The organism is Mesorhizobium sp. 128a, from assembly GCF_053848025.1.
In genome coordinates, this window is sequence record NZ_JBSPKY010000002.1 from 22,501 (window position 1) to 39,822 (window position 17,322).

Below are 17,322 nucleotides of genomic sequence, written 5' to 3' on the forward strand. Positions count from 1 at the left end.
GGCTCGAAGTGCATGGCGACGCCGCCAAGGTGGTCCGCACCAGCGTCTATGACAAGACAACGCACATCGTCACCATAGCGCTCGACGATCGCGGCCAGTACGTGCCGGCGCAGGAACCGGAGCCGAATCCGGAATTGCTGACGGCGTTCGATGATTCGTCGGCGCCGGTGGTGGTGCGCGGCAACCTGCCGAACGTCTATGACGGCATTTACCGCGCCGCCTATTCCTATGGCATGTCGAAGAAGCTGACCCAGCAACTGGTCAAGCTCCTGGCCTCCGGCGTCGACTTCCAGTCGAGGCTCAATCCGTCGGACCGCATCGACGTGCTGTTCTCGCAGCCGGACGGCGACGACCAGGCCTCCGACGAATCGGAACTGCTCTATGTCTCGTCGACCTTCGGCGGCCAGACGCGCAACTTCTACCGCTTTCAGATGCAGGACGGATCGACCGACTATTTCGACGAGGACGGATCAAGCGCCGAGCAGTTCCTGCTGCGCAATCCCCTGCCCGCCGGAAAATTCCGCTCCGGCTTCGGCGCTCGCCGGCATCCGATCCTCGGCTATGTCCGCATGCATACCGGCGTCGACTGGGCAGCCCCCATCGGAACGCCGATCATTGCCGCCGGCAACGGCACCGTCGAAAAAGCCGGCTGGGCCGGCGGCTATGGCAAGCAGATCATCCTTCGCCATGCCAATGGCTACGAGACCTCCTATAACCACCAGAGCGCCTTCGCCAAAGGCATCGAACCTGGCGTCCACGTCCGGCAGGGTCAGGTCATAGGCTATCTCGGCCAGACCGGCCTCTCCACCGGGCCACATCTTCACTACGAGCTGATCGTCAACGGTACCAAGGTCGACCCGATGCGGGTGCGCCTGCCGGTCGGCAAGGTACTGAAGGGCGACGACCTAGTCGCCTTCAAGCGCGAACGCGAGCGCATCGACGATCTGCTCAAGCAGGAAGACGGCAATTCGCTGAAGGTCGCGAGCGCCAAGATCGAAGGCTGAGCCCTCACACTCGACACCGTCGAAATCATATTTGCCCCAAATCAGAGCATTTCGAATCGGACCGGCTCCGAATCAGGTCGGCTGATTCTCTTCGGCGCGTGACCAAGGCAGCTTTTGCCCCGAAACGGTTGCCCAGGCGATGACAGCAGCAAGCAGGCAAAGCACGGCCGTCACCGTCGACACGGCAGAGAACGCAGCATCGCTGGCGGCGAGCCGCATCGCTTCGAGTTCCGGCGCGAGCGCCGCCGAGACTGGTTCGCCGAACCCCGGAATGCCGGGCCTGACGCGGGTATCGAGCATCGTCGAATAGACCCAGGCCGCCAGCGAGCCCATCGCGGCCACCGCGATCAGTCCGCCAATGCCCGAAACCGCATTGTTGATGCCGGAGGCGGCACCGGTATCCTTGTCCTCGACCGCCGTCATGATCGCCGTCGACAGCGGCGACACGACCAGCGCCATGCCGAGCCCCATCACCGCCATCAGCGGAAACGTGCCGGTCCAGAAATTGTGCATGCCGGCATGGGAGAGCAGGGCAAGCCCGGCGAAGGCGATGGCGACGACCAGGCAGCCGCTGGCAATCGGAAACCGCGGACCGATCCGATCCGACCACTGGCCGACGGGACCCGACAGCAGCGCGATCGACGCCGACAGCGGCAGAAAGATGAAGCCGACCTCTCTGGTGCTCAGCCCCCATCCGGCGATCAACAGCATCGGCAGGTAGAACAGATTGGCCGAGAGCGCGAAATACAGGAAGAAGGTGGCGACATTGGCGCCGGCGAAGGCGCCGATCCGAAACAGCTTGAGATCGATCATCGGCTCGCTCTGCCGAAGCTCGAAGACGATGAAGACGACGAGCAGCACCACTCCCGCGGCGATGCTCGGTCCTGACATCAGCCCACCGCCTTCGGCGCTCATCGCGGTCAGCCCGTAGGCAAGCGCCCCGAAGGCAAGCGTGGCGAGAGCGGCGCCGCCGAGATCGAGGCTTCGCTTCTCCGTCGGCGCGTCGGCGGGAATCTTGGCCAGCAAGAGATAGATCGAGATCAGCCCAAGCGGCAAATTGACGGCGAAGATCGCCCGCCAGATGCCGCCGCCAAAAGCCGACAGGACAAAGCCGCCCAGCACCGGTCCGAGCGCCGTCGTCAACGCCGAAGCGGCAGCCCAGATGCCGATCGCCCGGCCGCGCTCCTTCTTCGGATAGGCCTTGGCGATGATGGCAAGGCTGCCCGGCACCATGATAGCCGCACCGATGCCCTGAATGGCGCGAAAGGCGATGAGCACCAGCGCATTCGGCGCCATCGCGCAGGCAAGCGAAGCGACAATGAACAGCGCAATGCCGGCCACGAAAGCGCGTCGCAGGCCGAACCGGTCGCCGGCAGCACCCCCCGCCAGAATCAGCGCTGACAGCGTCAGCGCATAGGCGTTGGAAATCCATTGCGCTTCGGCGAGGCTGGCGCCGAGATCGACGCGCATTGCCGGCATGGCGATGGCCAGGATCGAGCCGTCGATAAAGCCGAGCGCGGATGCCAGGATCGCCGCGACCAACACGAATTTGCGCTGCGGCGGCGGGCAGAACGTGCCGTTGGAAACAGAGCTGGTCGGGGAAACTGCGGCATCGCTCGGAGACTTCATGAGCGTCTGCTTAGGCTTGTTGCAGGCAGGCAACAACCAGCCAGCGCCCCACTGTCATGACTCCAGTTCCGGCAAAACCCTGCCCGCATGGGCAGGGTCACATCAATCCGGATGTAAAGCGCCGAGGCCGTGTTAGGTTCAGAGATGCAAGCAAAGGGGAAGCCGTATGAAACGACCACTCGAAGCATCGGCGGAGGCGCGCGGACGCGTCGTCGGCATCACCGATGGCGTCTTTGCCATCGCGCTGACCCTGATCGTGCTCGAGATCCGGGTCCCGGCGCACCAAATGGTCCACTCCGAAGGCGAACTGCTTTCGGCGATCGCAGCATTGGCGCCGCGCTTCCTGACCTATGCGCTGAGCTTCCTGACGCTGACCATCTTCTGGTTCGGCCAGCAGGCGCAGCACGGGCTGATCGCCAGGTCCGACCGGCGGCTTGCGACGCTGAACCTGTGTTTTCTGGCCTTCATCGCTCTGCTGCCGTTCTCAACCGACCTTCTGGCCGACTTCCTCGAATTCAGGACCGCGGTGCTGGTCTACTGGCTCAACCTTTTTATGCTCGGCGTGACGCTGTTCTGCAGCTGCAGCTGGTGGTATGCGGACAAGAACGGCTTTCTGGCGGAAGACCTCGACGCCGAAACGACGCACACCGTCTATATGCGCATCGTCAAGGCGCAGATCCTGTGGGCGATCGGCGCAGCGCTGTGCCTGATCACGCCGCTGCTCAGCATCGGTTTCATCCTGCTGGTGCAGCTCATCTATGCCGCCGCGCCGCGCGCCTCATTGCTGCGTAAACTCATCGGTTGAGGTCCCGCCGACATCCGCGATTGTTGGTCCGCCGACGAATTCCACCGTGACGCCCGGCGAGACGAGTTTGGCCAGTTCGCGCGCGTCCCAGTTGGTCAGGCGCACGCAGCCATGGCTTTCGGTCTTGCCGATCTTGGAGGGGTCGGGCGTGCCGTGAATGCCATAAGTCGGCTTGTCCAGCGCGATCCAGACCGAGCCGACCGGGCCGTTCGGTCCCGGCGGAATGGTCAGGATCTTGTCGTTCTGGCCCTGCTTGAAATTGATGCTGGGGTTGTAGGTGTAGTTCGGATCGAGCGCGACGCGCGACACCGTGTGTGTGCCGGTTGGCGACGGCGTGTCGGCGGAGCCGATGGTAGCCGGATAGGCCGCGACCAGCTTGCCGGCGTCATCATAGGCGAAGACCTGCTTCTTGTCCTTGTCGGCGACGATGCGGGCAACCGGGGTCGACACCAGCCGGCCGAAGTTGGCGACCTTGATGATCGTGCCCGGGCGGTTGAAGCCGCCGTCGGGGTTGAGCGACTTCAGATAATTCTCGTCCATGTGGAAGCGCTCGGCCAGGGCTTCCGTGACGGAGGTGTAGGCCATGCGGTCGAGCTGCGCCTTCTGGCTGTAGTCTTCCGGTATCGAGGCGACATAGGGACCGGCTGCGTCCTCGGCCGTGATCGTATAATTGGCGAAAGCATCGCCGCCGGATTGCGCAAGGGCTGCCTGGATACCGACCGCGTCGGTCGAGCGCAGATTGCTGCCGGTGATCTGGTTGTAGGCGGCCAGCGCCTTGTCTACATTGGAGCCGAACCGCCCGTCGATGACGCCGGGCGAGGCGCCGGCGCGGTCGAGCAGCACCTGCAATGCCGCCACATCCTGGCGCGCGCCGAGTGAAAGCGAGGGGTCGACGACCGCCTTGCCGTCGACCTTCGGCGGCAGGGCTGCCTCGTCGCCCGGTGTCGCCGGTTGAACCGGATCTATCGAAGCCTCGTCGAGCGGCTGGCGCTTGATGCCGTCCTGCTCAGGCTGGGACGCGTCCGGATACGTGTTGCCATAGGTCCCCTCGTCCCGTGGCGCATCCGGAAAGACCTGGTCCGAATTGTCGCCATAGGGATCGTTTTCGTCGACCGACGGCGGAATGACGGTGCCTTCCTCTTCCAACTGCTTGCGGCGGAAACGCGCCATGTCCTGGGGATCATCGAGATAGTAGCGGTCATCATCCTCGACCGGTGCACGTCCGAGTTCGCGCGTTCGCATCTGACGGCGCAGCGCGCGCCGGTCGAGCCTGGTCTGCGGCGGCTGGATGGCGATGACCTTGCCGGTGTCGGCATCGACGATGACACGGTTGCCCCTGGCGTCGTAATAGATGTCGAGATTGCCGTCCTGGGCAAGCACAATGCCGCCGCTATCGGCAGCGCGAACAACCGGCAATGCGTCATCCACCGTCGGCGATGCCATGGCGCTGGACGCAAGCAGCCCGGTGGCGAGCACCGAAAAGGCAAAGATCGTGCGGAACATGGTGGTCAAACTCTCCGGTCCGTAAGCGCCGCCGCCCGGCAGTGTTCCCTTCAGAACGCTCTCGCCTCCGTTTGGATGCGCAAGGAACGCCCTGACCGTCAAAAGCTTGCAGGCAAACCCCTTCGCCAGCAAACCAGAACTTAAGCTTTCCAACATGAACCGGGCATGAAGATGGCGGATTTCACGTCGCTACAGGCCCAATTCCTTGCGCGTCTGCTTCGTCAGCTTGAGGACGACGAGGCGATGGCTTTCGCCGAGATAGTCCTTCAGCGCATCATCATCCATGCTTTGGCTTGTCTGACGCTGGATCCATTTCATGCCGCGTGATGCCAGATAGGGCGCAGGCCGGCAGCCAGGCTGGTCCTTCAGCACGTCATAGGCCATTTCAGAACATTTGAAGGTGACGAAAAGCTGGCCGCCATCATTCCAGCCGCCGATGGCAAAGACCTTGCCGCCGACTTTCCAGACATGGGCGCCGCCCCATTGCACGACATGAGTCGTCTGCGGCAGCGAGGCGCAGAAGCTGTTGTAGTCGTCCAGCGTCATCTGAACCCCGACAAAGGATTTGTTTCATAAGAATTTGTTATTTCATAAGAAAATGCCGCGCGTCCGATAGGACACGCGGCACGGTATCAGGCTGCCGCTTCGGTCGCCACCACGGTGGGCTTCGACCGGAAGTTAAGCCTGTCGGAGCCGGCGGTGACCTTGACGGTCGAGCCGTCGAGGATCTCGCCGAGCAGGATCTTCTCGGCCAGCGGATCCTGCAGGTCCTTCTGCATCACCCGTTTCAGCGGCCGCGCGCCATAGGCCGGGTCGTAGCCCTTTGACGCCAGCCAGTCGATCGATTCCTGGTCGAGCGACAGCGTGATCTTGCGGTCGACGAGCAGGCTTTCCAGCCGCTTGAGCTGGATCTCGACGATGCGGCCCATATCCTGCCGGCGCAGCCTATGGAACAGGATCACCTCGTCGACGCGGTTGAGGAACTCCGGCCGGAACGAGGCCCTCACCACGCTCATCACCTCGTCGCGGACGACGTCGACGTCCTGGTCTTCGCCGAGATTGACCAGATATTCGGCGCCGAGGTTCGACGTCATGATGATCAGCGTGTTGCGGAAGTCGACCGTGCGGCCCTGCCCGTCGGTGAGCCGCCCGTCGTCGAGCACCTGCAGCAGCACGTTGAAGACATCCGGATGCGCCTTCTCGATCTCGTCGAACAGCACGACCTGATAGGGCCGGCGCCGCACCGCTTCGGTCAACGCACCGCCTTCCTCATAGCCGACATAGCCGGGAGGCGCGCCGATCAGCCGGGCGACCGAGTGCTTCTCCATGAACTCCGACATGTCGATGCGCACCAAAGCGCTCTCGTCGTCGAACAGGAAGTTGGCCAGCGCCTTGGTCAGCTCGGTCTTGCCGACGCCGGTCGGTCCGAGGAACATGAACGAGCCGATCGGCCGGTTCGGATCCTGCAGGCCGGCACGAGCGCGGCGCACAGCCTTGGACACCGCCTGCACTGCCTCGCCCTGCCCGACGACACGCTTGCCGATCTCGTCTTCCATGCGCAGCAGCTTGTCGCGCTCGCCCTGCAGCATCTTGTCGACCGGAATGCCGGTCCAGCGCGACACGATATGGGCGACGTGGTCAGGCGTGACCACCTCTTCGACCATGCCGGCCTTGTCGTCCTGGGCCTCGGCTTCCCGGAGCTTCTTCTCCAACTCCGGGATCTTGCCATAGGCAAGCTCGCCGGCGCGCTGGAACTCACCCTTGCGCTGGGCAATGGCAAGCTCGTTTCGTGCCTCGTCGAGCTGCTTCTTAAGATCGGCGGCGAGCCCAAGCTTTTGCTTCTCGGCCTGCCATTTGGTGGTGATCTCGGTCGATTCCTCCTCGAGGCCGACGAGTTCCTTCTCCAGGCGGGCGAGCCGGTCCTTCGAAGCGTCGTCGGTCTCGACCTTCAGCGCCTCGCGCTCGATCTTGAGCTGCATGATACGGCGGTCGATCTCGTCCAGCGCTTCGGGCTTGGAATCGACCTGCATCCTCAGCCGCGACGCGGCTTCGTCGACGAGGTCGATCGCCTTGTCCGGCAGGAAGCGGTCGGCGATGTAGCGGTTGGACAAGGTTGCCGCCGCCACCAGCGCCGAATCCGAGATGCGCACCTTGTGGTGCTGCTCGTATTTTTCCTTCAGGCCGCGCAGGATCGAAACCGTGTCTTCAACCGACGGCTCGTCGATGAACACCGGCTGGAAACGACGGGCAAGTGCGGCATCCTTCTCGACATGCTTGCGGTATTCATCGAGCGTGGTGGCGCCGACGCAGTGCAGCTCGCCGCGCGCCAATGCCGGCTTCAACAGGTTCGAAGCGTCCATGGCGCCATCGGCCTTGCCGGCGCCGACCAGCGTGTGCATCTCGTCGATGAACAGGATGATGCCGCCGGCCGCAGAAGTGACTTCGTTGAGCACGGCCTTCAGCCGCTCCTCGAACTCACCGCGATATTTGGCGCCGGCAATCAGTGCGCCCATGTCGAGCGCCATCAACTGCTTGTCCTTCAGCGATTCCGGCACGTCGCCATTGACGATGCGCAACGCCAGGCCTTCGGCGATCGCCGTCTTGCCGACGCCGGGTTCGCCGATCAGCACCGGATTGTTCTTGGTGCGCCGCGACAGCACCTGGATGGTGCGGCGGATCTCGTCGTCGCGGCCGATGACCGGGTCCAGCTTGCCGGCGCGGGCGTCGGCGGTCAGGTCGCGGGCGTATTTCTTCAGCGCATCATAAGCCTGCTCGGCGCTCGCTGAATCGGCGGTGCGGCCCTTGCGGACATCGTTGATGACCTGGTTCAGCGCCTGCGCGGTGACACCGGCCTTGGACAGGATATCGGCCGTCTTGGCAGATTTCTCCATGGCCAGCGCCTGCAGCAGCCGCTCGACGGTGACAAAGGAATCGCCGGCCTTCTTGGCCAGCTCTTCCGCAGTCGAAAACACCTTGGCCAGCGGCTGCGCCAGGTAAAGCTGGCCGTTGCCGCCTTCCACCTTGGGCATTGCCTCAAGTGCGGTCTCGACGCCGAGCTTGACGTCACGAACGTTGCCGCCGGCGCGCTCGATCAGCGAAGCGGCCAGCCCCTCATCGTCGTCGACGAGGACTTTCAGCATATGTTCGGGGGTGAATTGCTGGTGATTGCGCGAGAGCGCCATGGTCTGGGCGGACTGAATGAATCCGCGGACGCGCTCGGAGTATTTCTCGAGGTTCATGTCTGTCTCCTTCCATCACCGGCCCGCTTTGCGGCACCGGATCAGATTGCGGTGACGGACCCGCTCATCGGAGCCAGGTCCAGTTCCCGCCAGATATGGGGCGCAAGCCATTGCCGCTCAAGACTCGCCGGACAGGATATTGCATGCCGGTGCAAACGAAAACGGCGGAGATTTCTCTCCGCCGTTTCAAGGATTACCGTCTTGTTCGGTCAGTTGTTGGCGTCGACGACGAACGGGTCGCCGGCCGGGCTCTCAGCCGGTGCCGCATCCACCACCTCGGTGGCTGCGGCGGTTTCGCTGGCGCTATCCGCCTGTTCACCACCGGACTGGTTGTCACTGACGTGATCGGCATTGGTGCGCGGGCGGCGCGGACGCCGCGGGCGGCGGCCAGCGCCGCTCTCGGCCGCAGCCTCATTGAGTTCGGCCCGGGCAGCAAGAGCCGCCGGCGACAGGTTTTCGTACAGCGGTGCCGGCTCGGAGAAACCGGTCTCGGCCGCAGGCTCAGCCGCAGCGACGGTCTCCCCCTGCGCCGGCGTCTCGGTGAAGCGCTGCTGGTCGCCGCGCTGGCCGTTCTGCTCGCCGCGTTGGGCATAGTCGCCACGCTGCTCGTTCTGGCCATAACCGCCAGGACGACGGTCACGGTTGCGGCCATTGTTGTCGCGCCCGTTATTGTTGCGGCCATTGTTGTCACGGCCATTATTGTTCTCGCGGCCGTTTTCCTGGCCATATGCCAGTTCGGCCGGTGTGCCTTCGATCGTCGGCTGAGGGCCGTTGCCGAGGTTCGCCTGCGGAGCTTGCGTCTCGCCCCCATTGCCGTTGCCGGCATTGTCGAAATCGTCGCGATCTTCGTCATCGTCGAAATCGTCGCGGTTCTGCTGGGTATTCTGGATCGGCAACTGCGCCTGCGCGGCGGCGATGATGCGATTGTAGTGCTCGGCGTGCTGGAGGTAGTTCTCCGCCATCACCCGGTCGCCGGAGCTTTGCGCGTCACGGGCCAGAGTGGCGTATTTTTCGGCGATCTGTTGAGCCGATCCGCGGATCTTCACGTCCGGGCCGTTGCTCTCGTAGTTACGCGTCAGGGGATTGGGACCCTTGCGGTTGTTGTTGTTATTGTTGTTGCCACCGCCGCCGCCATTGTTGTTGCGACCGCGCATGCGCCTGTTCTGCTGTTGTGGCCTCATAAGACTCTCTTCATTTTGAAATTTTCGAAAAACGTTTCACGAACGGAGGCGCTCATGCAGCCAGCCGTTTCGTTTCTTCACCGGCGTTCGCCCGCATCAATTGCGTTGGCGCCACGTGTCATCCTGTTCCGGTTACATCACTTGCCGGACGATTCCCGCACGAAGCTTGGGCGTCGTTTGCGCAAGAAGGCAGCTATTTCCAAGGAAAACCGAATCGCTAAGAGCACTGCCTGCTTCGTCTCATCCGGTTAAGGCGGACCCTAGCCGCATTCCCCGGCATTGCCAAGCGCTTTTTTGCACTGCGTCAAGGCTTTCCCTGTTCAAACATAAGAACCCTGTCGTTTCCGCCAAGATCGACAAATGCCCCGGTCAGCCTGTAGCCGGCTGCCGCGAATATGTCTTTGACCTCATTGCGCTGCGTGTGGCCGATCTCGACCGCAATCTTGCCTTGTGCTTCCAAAAACCTTGCCGCCTCGGCGGCGATGATCCTGTAAGGGCCAAGACCGTCCACACCGCCATCGAGGGCTCCGTGCGGATCGAAATCGCGGACCTCGTCCTGCAGATTTCCAATGTCTTCGGACCGTATATAGGGAGGGTTTGCGGCAATTACATGGTACCGGCCGCAAACTTTTGCGAACCAGTCGGAGTGCAGCGCCTCGAACCGGCCGGCCAGCCCGGTTTGCCTGGCATTGCGCGTCGCGGTCGTGAGCGCATCCTGTGAACTATCCACGCCGGTGGCGGTCGCGGCGGGAACGGCGCTGAGCAAAGCCAGCGCAATGGCGCCGGTGCCGGTGCCAAGATCAAGAATGCGGCATTCCCCCAGCCTTTCAGCCGTTTCGCTGGCAAAGGGCAGGACCGCCTCGACCAGCGTTTCGGTGTCCGGCCGCGGCTCCAGCGTTTCCGGCGACAGCGCGAGCCGCAGCCCATAGAATTCGCGATAGCCGAGGATGCGGTGCACCGGTTCGCCGGCCAGGCGGCGGCGCAAGGCGGCGTCGATCGCGGCAACGGCACCAGCGTCGACCGCACTTTGTGGCTCGGCTATCGCCTGCGTGCGGCCCGTGCCGGAGAAATGCTCGACGATCAGCCTGGCGTCCAGCGCCGGAACGGCGACGCCGGCCGTGGCAAGCCGCTCCCGCACTGCCCGCAGCAGCGGCCCGAGCGTGCCGGGCAGGGTGTCAGCCATCGAGGCCGATATCGGCAAGCAGCTTCGACTGGTGGTCGGCGATCAGCGCGTTGATGACCTCGTCGAGCTCGCCCATCATCACCCGGTCGAGCTTGTAGAGCGTCAGGTTGATGCGATGGTCGGTTAGCCGCCCCTGCGGGAAATTGTAGGTGCGGATGCGCTCGGAACGGTCGCCCGAGCCGACCTGTGATTTGCGCGCTTCGGAGCGCTCTTCATCCGCCTTGCTGCGCTCCATGTCATAGAGCCGCGCGCGCAGGATCTGCATGGCTTTGGCCCGGTTCTGGTGCTGCGATTTCTCCGCCTGCACCACCATGATGCCGGTCGGCAAATGGGTGATGCGCACCGCTGAATCGGTGGTGTTGACGTGCTGGCCGCCTGAACCCGAGGCGCGCATCGTGTCGATACGGATGTCTTCGGCGCGAATGTCGATGTCGACCTCTTCGGCTTCCGGCAGCACGGCAACCGTCGCCGCCGAGGTATGGATGCGCCCGCTGGCCTCGGTCGCCGGTACGCGCTGCACGCGATGCACGCCGGATTCGAATTTCAGATGGGCAAAGACGCCCCGGCCGGAAATGGTGGCGATAATTTCCTTGAAGCCGCCTGCGTCGCCGTCGCTCGCCGACACCGTCTCGAAGCGCCAGCCGTGTTCGGCGGCATAGCGCTCATACATGCGAAACAGGTCGCCGGCGAAAAGCGCGGCCTCGTCGCCGCCGGTGCCGGCGCGGATTTCGAGGATGGCGTTCTTGTCGTCGGCGGCATCCCTGGGGAGCAGCAGGATCTGGATATCCTTCTGCAGTTCCTCGATACGCTCCTCGACGCCGGGCAGATCGGCTTCGGCCAGCGCCCGCATCTCGGCATCGGTGCTTTTGTCGGCAAGCATCGCTTCGAGGTCGGCCTGTTCATGCTCGGCCGAACGCAATTCCCTGACCTTGGCCACCATGTCCTGAAGTTCGGCATATTCCGATGCCATCTTCACATAGGCATCGGCCGCCGGCCCAGCCGACATCTGCGCTTCGAGCATCTCGAAACGCTTGACGACCTGATCCATACGCTCGCGGGGAAGGTTGACCATGGGCTGATGCTATAGCGGGATGGAGCGGTCGTCGGCAAAGGCCTGCAGCAGCGCCCGCATCGGCAGGCCATGCGCCGGCGCCATCAGATTGTCGGCAAAGAAGGCCTCCAGTTCCTCCAGCGGCAGTTCGGTCAGCATCGCCTTGACCGGACCGATCGAGGCCGGCGACATCGAGATCGAACGGTAGCCCAGGCCGATCAGCGCCATGGCGGATATGGGTTTGCCGGCAAGTTCGCCGCACAGCGTCACCGGCGTGTGATTGCGCGCGCCGGCGTCGGCAATCTGCTTCAGCACCCTGAGGAACGGCGCCGACAGCGTGTCGAAGCGGTTGGACAGCTGTGTGTTGCCGCGATCGACCGCCATGACGAACTGGAACAGATCGTTGGAGCCGACCGAGACGAAATCGACCGCCTTCATCAGATCGTCGAGCTGGAACAGCAGCGACGGCACTTCAAGCATGGCGCCGAGCTTGAGGCTGGTCGGCAGATGATGGGCAAAGCGCGAGAGGTGCCTGACCTCGCGGTCGATGATTTCGCGCGCCTGGGCGATTTCGCCGAGTTCCGTCACCATCGGCAGCATCAGCTTCAATTCACGCCCGCCGCAGGCTTTGAGCAGAGCGCGGATCTGCGTCCTGAGCAGGCCGGGCCGGTCGAGCGTCAGGCGGATCGCCCGCCAGCCGAGCGCCGGATTTTCTTCCTGGATGGCGCCCTTGAAGTAGGGCAGCACCTTGTCGCCGCCAATGTCGATGGTGCGGAAGGTCACCGGCTTGCCGCGCGCCGCGTCGAGCACGTCGCGGTAGAGTTTCTCCTGCGCTTCGGCGCGGGGGAAGGTCGAGGCGACCATGAACTGCAATTCTGTGCGGAACAGGCCGATGCCGGCCGCACCCGCTTCGGCCAGCTGCGGCAGATCGACGGCCAGGCCCGCATTCATCAACAGATCGACCTGGACGCCGTCCTTGGTTACAGACGGCTTTTTACGCAGTTCCCTGTAGACTTCCTGCCGGCGCGCCCGAAAGCGGACCTTTTCGGCATAGGCGGCTTCGAGGTCCGGCTGCGGCCGCAGATGGATCGTGCCTTCCTCGCCGTCGACGATGATGGCATCGCCGTTTTCCGCCATGGAAACGGCGCCCTTCATCTGGCCGGCGACCGGAATGCCCATGGCGCGGGCGACGATGACGACGTGGCTGGTGGCGGCGCCGTCTTCGAGCACCACGCCGCGCAGCTTGTCCCGGGGATAATCGAGCAATTCGGCCGCGCCCATCGAACGGGCGACCAGGATAGCGTCCTTCGGCAAGGACGCCGCGACATCCTCCGGCCCGCGGCCCATCAGCTGGCGCAGCAGGCGGTTGGCGAGATCGTCGAAGTCGCTCATCCGCTCGCGCAGATAAGGGTCGGTCATGTGCAGCATGCGGGCGCGCATGTCGCTCTGCACCTTTTCCACCGCCGCTTCCGCCGTCAGGCCGTTGCGGATCGCCTCTTCCAGCCGCCGCACCCAGCCGCGGTCGTTGGCGAACATGCGATAAGCTTCGAGCACCTCGCGATGCTCGCCCTCGAAGGCGACATCGCGACGCTCCAGCATGTCATCGATGGAAAGCCGCAGCGATCCAAGCGAGGTTTCCAGCCGGCGCACCTCCTCCTCGCTGTCCTCGTTGAACAGATTGGTGACGACGATGCGCGGCTCGTGCAGCACCACATGGCCGAGGCCGACGCCGTCGTTGAAGGACAGGCCGGTGAAGCTGACGGGACGGCGCAGGTCGAGTTCGAGGCCGGGCCGGGTGAGCCGGGCGAGATCGCCGGTGGCGATCATCTCGGCGATCACCATGGCGGTCGTTTCCAGCGCCTCTACCTCGTCGTCGCGATAGTGGCGCATGGTCTTGTTCTGCACCACGAGCACGCCCAGCGTGCGCCCCGCCCTCAGCACCGGGACGCCGAGGAAGGAATTGTAGATCTCTTCGCCAGTCTCGGGCAGGTAGGCGAAGGCCGGATGTTCCTGCGCGTTGGAGAGGTTCAGCGGCCGCGCACTGGCGGCAATGGTGCCGACCAGGCCTTGTCCCAGCCGCAGCTGAGACAAATGGACGGCGTTCGGGTTCAGACCTTCGGTGGCGTAGAGTTCGAGCACCGAATCGGCGCGCAGCACATAGAGCGAGCAGACTTCGGCGACCATGTTGGAGGCGATGTCGCGCACGATCCGGTCGAGCCGCTCCTGCGGCTCCAGCGGCTCCTGCATGAGCTCGCGGAGCCGTTTCAGCAGAACGCGCGGGCCACTGGCCGTATCACGCATCGCGGCTTCTTCTCCAATGGGCATTTTGCCCGCCGCAGTTTCCACTGCGACCGGCGCACACGCAACAACTCAAATCGTTCTCGCTACTGCTTATCCAGACCGTAGACGGAATGCAAAGTGCGAACCGCCAGTTCGGTGTAGGGACCGTCGATCAGTATCGAAATCTTGATCTCGGAGGTGGTGATGGCGCGGATGTTGATGGCCTTGTCGGCCAGCGCCTTGAAGGCCGTGGCGGCCACGCCGGCATGGCTGCGCATGCCGATGCCGATGACCGAGACCTTCGACATGCCGGCTTCCGACTGCACCACGTCATAGCCGATCGAAGCCTTCAGGCGCTCGAGCACGGCCAGCGCCTTGTCGACGTCGCCGGACGGCACGGTAAAGGTCATGTCGGTGAACTTGCCGTCCTCGGAGATGTTCTGGACGATCATGTCGACATTGATGTTGGCCTCGGCCAGCGGGCCGAAAATGCCGGCGGCAACGCCCGGGCGATCGCCGACGCGGCGCAGCGAAATCTGCGCTTCGTCCTTGGCGTAGGCAATTCCGGTGACGACCTGCTGTTCCACGATCTCTTCCTCGTCGCAAATGAGCGTTCCCGGAGGATTGAGCAAATCCCCCATTCCGGGCGCATCGGGATCGTCGAAGGACGACCGCACGAAAGTACGCACCCTGTGCACCATGGCAAGCTCGACCGACCGCACCTGCAACACCTTGGCGCCGAGCGAGGCCATTTCGAGCATTTCCTCGAACGAAATCTTGTTGAGCCGCCGCGCCTTGGGTTCGATGCGCGGATCGGTGGTGTAAACTCCGTCGACATCGGTGTAGATGTCGCAGCGGTCGGCCTTGACCGCGGCGGCGATTGCCACCGCACTCGTATCGGAGCCGCCACGGCCGAGCGTGGCGATGCGGTTGTCCGGCCCGATGCCCTGGAAGCCGGCGACAACTGCAACCTGGCCCTCTCCGAAACGCTTGATCAGAAACGCGCCGTCAATGTCGAGGATGCGAGCCGCGCCATGCGCGTTGTCGGTCTTGATCGGGATCTGCCAGCCCTGCCAGGAGCGGGCATGCACGCCCATATTCTGCAGCGTGATCGCCAGAAGGCCGGCGGTGACCTGTTCGCCCGAGGCGACGACGGCGTCGTATTCGCGCGCGTCATGCATCGGCGAGGCTTCGCGGGTCCAGCCGACCAGTTCATTGGTCTTGCCGGCCATAGCGGAGACCACGACAGCCACCTCATGGCCGGCATCGACCTCGCGTTTGACGTGACGCGCCACGTTGCGGATGCGGGCGATGTCGGCGACGGAGGTTCCGCCGAATTTCATCACGATGCGCGCCATGGAAGCGAAATGCCTTTGACTGAAGCCGGCCCGGGGCCGAAAGGGAAAAAACGTCCGGCAGAAGCCGGCCGCTGAATGCGCGGCCTCCTTAGCCAAATGATCACGGTTTCGCAAGGCTGGCCACGGATTGCCGGCTTCAGGACGGGGGCATATTGCGTTCCGCCCCGCCGCCGCTTACGAAATGCTGCCTGCGGGGAACTCCTTTTGGTCCGGCATATCAAATGATTGCTCGTCTTCGACGTGCCATGCGATGGCAATCGCTGCCGCTTTTCATCGGCTTCGCCGTGCTGGGGTTGATCGTCGGCACGCGCGCCGTGCTGGTCGAGGGCCAGAGGGCCAACCGCGAAGCGGCGCGCCAGGCAATCGAGTACCAGGAATCGCTTTCGGGCTTGCTTTCGCTCACGCAGGATGCCGAGACCAACCAGCGCGGCTATCTCCTGACCGGCGAGAAATCCTACCTCCAGTCCTATCGGCAGGCCGTCGAGGCCATTCCGGGCCAGCTTGCCCGCATCGACAGCAGGACCTCGGCGGACGACGAACTCGTCCAGCAGGTCAATCGCATCAAGGACGCGCTTTCGCTGAAACAGGCTGAACTGGCACAGACGATTGCCCTTTACGATCGCGGCGATGCGGCGAAAGCGCTGGAACTGGTGCGCAGCGGCCAGGGCAAGGCCGCGATGGACCAGATCCGGGCCAGCATGGACACGATCCGGCGCATCGGCGGCGCGGCCGTCGCTGCCCGCGACGAACATACCGACCGGGTCGAAAGCTGGCTACGTATCGGATCGCTGGCGGCCTTGCTGGCGATCTTCCTGCTTGGCGCCTACACGATCCGGCTGTCACGCCGCCGCTTCCGCGACGTCCTCGTCGCCCAGGAAGAGCTGATGCGCAAGAACATCGAACTCGGCAACGAGATCAGGACGCGCGAAACAGCCGAAGCGCAGATCCGCCAGATGCAGAAGATGGAGGCGGTCGGCCAGCTGACCGGCGGTATCGCCCACGATTTCAACAATATGCTGGCGGTGATCATTAGTGCCATGAACCTCGCCCAGCGCAAGCTCGCGCGCGGCGAGCACGACATCGCGAAATTCATCGAAGCCGCGACCGACGCGGCGACCCGGGCCGCCAATCTGACAGCTCGGCTGCTTGCCTTCTCGCGCCAGCAGCCCTTGGCGCCGCAAGTAGTCGACACCAATCGTCTGGTTACCGGAATGTCGGGCCTGTTGCGACGCGCGCTCGGCGAAACCATCCGCATCGAAACCGTGCTGGCCGGCGGTCTGTGGAAAACCCATGCCGATCCGAGCCAGATCGAGAACGCCATCCTCAACCTGGCGGTCAACGCCCGCGATGCCATGGACGACAATGGCAAGCTGACCATCGAGACCGCCAACAGCCATCTCGACGACGCCGCCACCCATGCCGACGTCAAAGCCGGCCAGTATGTGATGATCGCGGTCAGCGACACCGGCGAGGGCATGCCGGCTGACGTCATGGCCAAGGCGTTCGAGCCGTTCTTCACCACCAAGCCGGTCAACAAAGGCACCGGCCTGGGGCTGAGCCAGGTGTTCGGCTTCGTCAAGCAGTCGGGCGGCCACGTCAAGATCTATTCCGAACCCGGCGAAGGCACGACGATCAAGATCTATCTGCCGCGTTTCTTCGGCGCGGAAGAGGCTGTCTTGCCCACCGGGCGAGGCGACAATCCCGCCGCGGTCACCGAGACGATCCTTGTCGTCGAGGACGACGCACGCGTGCGCGCTTCGACCACGGATGCGCTATGCGAACTCGGCTACACCGTCATCCATGCCGGCAGCGGCCAGGAAGCGCTGCAGAAACTGGCGGATAATCCAGGTGTCGCACTTCTGTTCACCGACATCGTCATGCCGGTGATGAACGGCCGCAAGCTCGCCGAGGAAGCGCTTGCGCGCCTGCCGCAGCTGAAGGTGATCTTCACCACCGGCTTCACCAAGAACGCCGTGGTCCACAATGGCGTGCTCGACCATGATGTGCATTTCCTGGCCAAGCCCTTCACCATCGAACAACTGGCAGCAAAACTGCGCGACGTGCTGGACGCGGAGTAGCCGTACCGGAC

At 63.8% G+C, this 17,322-nt stretch carries 12 protein-coding genes (1 of these 12 only partly in view); 3 read left to right on the forward strand and 9 right to left on the reverse strand.

All coding sequences use genetic code 11. The annotated features are described in order from the left end of the window. A protein-coding gene (locus tag ACWTU9_RS03715; RefSeq protein ID WP_455857151.1) for a M23 family metallopeptidase crosses the window boundary here: on the forward strand, window positions 1-1,004 show its 3' portion. Its footprint begins 967 nt before the window's first position; the window shows 1,004 of its 1,971 coding nt (coding positions 968-1,971); its start codon lies off the left edge, out of view; it ends in the stop codon at window positions 1,002-1,004. A 72-nt stretch (window positions 1,005-1,076) separates the two neighbouring features. On the opposite strand, the gene ACWTU9_RS03720 is transcribed toward ACWTU9_RS03715, so the two are convergent. Continuing rightward, entirely contained in the window at window positions 1,077-2,633 is a 1,557-nt protein-coding gene (locus ACWTU9_RS03720; protein ID WP_455857152.1) for an MFS transporter, read from the reverse strand. A 166-nt stretch (window positions 2,634-2,799) separates the two neighbouring features. On the opposite strand from ACWTU9_RS03720, the gene ACWTU9_RS03725 reads away from it, so the two are divergent. Next, window positions 2,800-3,438, forward strand: coding sequence for a TMEM175 family protein (locus ACWTU9_RS03725; protein ID WP_455857153.1), 639 nt, complete (start codon window positions 2,800-2,802; stop codon window positions 3,436-3,438). Here the strand turns inward: ACWTU9_RS03725 and ACWTU9_RS03730 are convergent. The 8 genes from ACWTU9_RS03730 to ACWTU9_RS03765 form a co-directional block, all read right to left on the reverse strand. After that, window positions 3,412-4,941, reverse strand: a complete 1,530-nt coding sequence (locus ACWTU9_RS03730) for a L,D-transpeptidase family protein (protein ID WP_455857154.1) — start codon at window positions 4,939-4,941, stop codon at window positions 3,412-3,414. The two genes, ACWTU9_RS03725 and ACWTU9_RS03730, sit on opposite strands and share 27 nt — an antisense overlap. 189 nt (window positions 4,942-5,130) lie before the next feature. After that, window positions 5,131-5,487 (reverse strand): MmcQ/YjbR family DNA-binding protein, encoded by a 357-nt coding sequence (locus tag ACWTU9_RS03735; RefSeq protein ID WP_455857155.1) that lies wholly within the window; start codon window positions 5,485-5,487, stop codon window positions 5,131-5,133. Between the two features lie 86 nt (window positions 5,488-5,573). Further along, complete coding sequence (gene clpB / locus ACWTU9_RS03740) at window positions 5,574-8,180, reverse strand: ATP-dependent chaperone ClpB (protein ID WP_455857156.1); 2,607 nt, start codon at window positions 8,178-8,180, stop codon at window positions 5,574-5,576. Between the two features lie 209 nt (window positions 8,181-8,389). Beyond that, the gene (locus tag ACWTU9_RS03745; RefSeq protein ID WP_455857157.1) at window positions 8,390-9,361 is read right to left on the reverse strand and encodes a DUF4167 domain-containing protein; all 972 of its coding nucleotides are present in this window, start codon (window positions 9,359-9,361) and stop codon (window positions 8,390-8,392) included. A gap of 304 nt (window positions 9,362-9,665) precedes the next feature. Next, window positions 9,666-10,544 (reverse strand): peptide chain release factor N(5)-glutamine methyltransferase, encoded by an 879-nt coding sequence (gene prmC / locus ACWTU9_RS03750; RefSeq protein WP_455857158.1) that lies wholly within the window; start codon window positions 10,542-10,544, stop codon window positions 9,666-9,668. After that, on the reverse strand, window positions 10,537-11,616 hold the full coding sequence (gene prfA / locus ACWTU9_RS03755; RefSeq protein WP_455857159.1) for a peptide chain release factor 1: 1,080 nt from the start codon (window positions 11,614-11,616) through the stop codon (window positions 10,537-10,539). Before prfA ends, prmC begins: the two co-directional genes overlap by 8 nt. Before the next feature lie 9 nt (window positions 11,617-11,625). Beyond that, the gene (gene ptsP, locus ACWTU9_RS03760) at window positions 11,626-13,896 is read right to left on the reverse strand and encodes a phosphoenolpyruvate--protein phosphotransferase (RefSeq protein WP_454573292.1); all 2,271 of its coding nucleotides are present in this window, start codon (window positions 13,894-13,896) and stop codon (window positions 11,626-11,628) included. Window positions 13,897-13,979: 83 nt separating this feature from the next. Then, window positions 13,980-15,233, reverse strand: a complete 1,254-nt coding sequence (locus ACWTU9_RS03765) for an aspartate kinase (RefSeq protein WP_023685777.1) — start codon at window positions 15,231-15,233, stop codon at window positions 13,980-13,982. 245 nt (window positions 15,234-15,478) lie between these two features. Here ACWTU9_RS03765 and ACWTU9_RS03770 point away from each other — a divergent pair, with 245 nt between their 5' ends. Then, complete coding sequence (locus ACWTU9_RS03770) at window positions 15,479-17,311, forward strand: CHASE3 domain-containing protein (RefSeq protein WP_455857160.1); 1,833 nt, start codon at window positions 15,479-15,481, stop codon at window positions 17,309-17,311. Window positions 17,312-17,322: the final 11 nt, after the last annotated feature.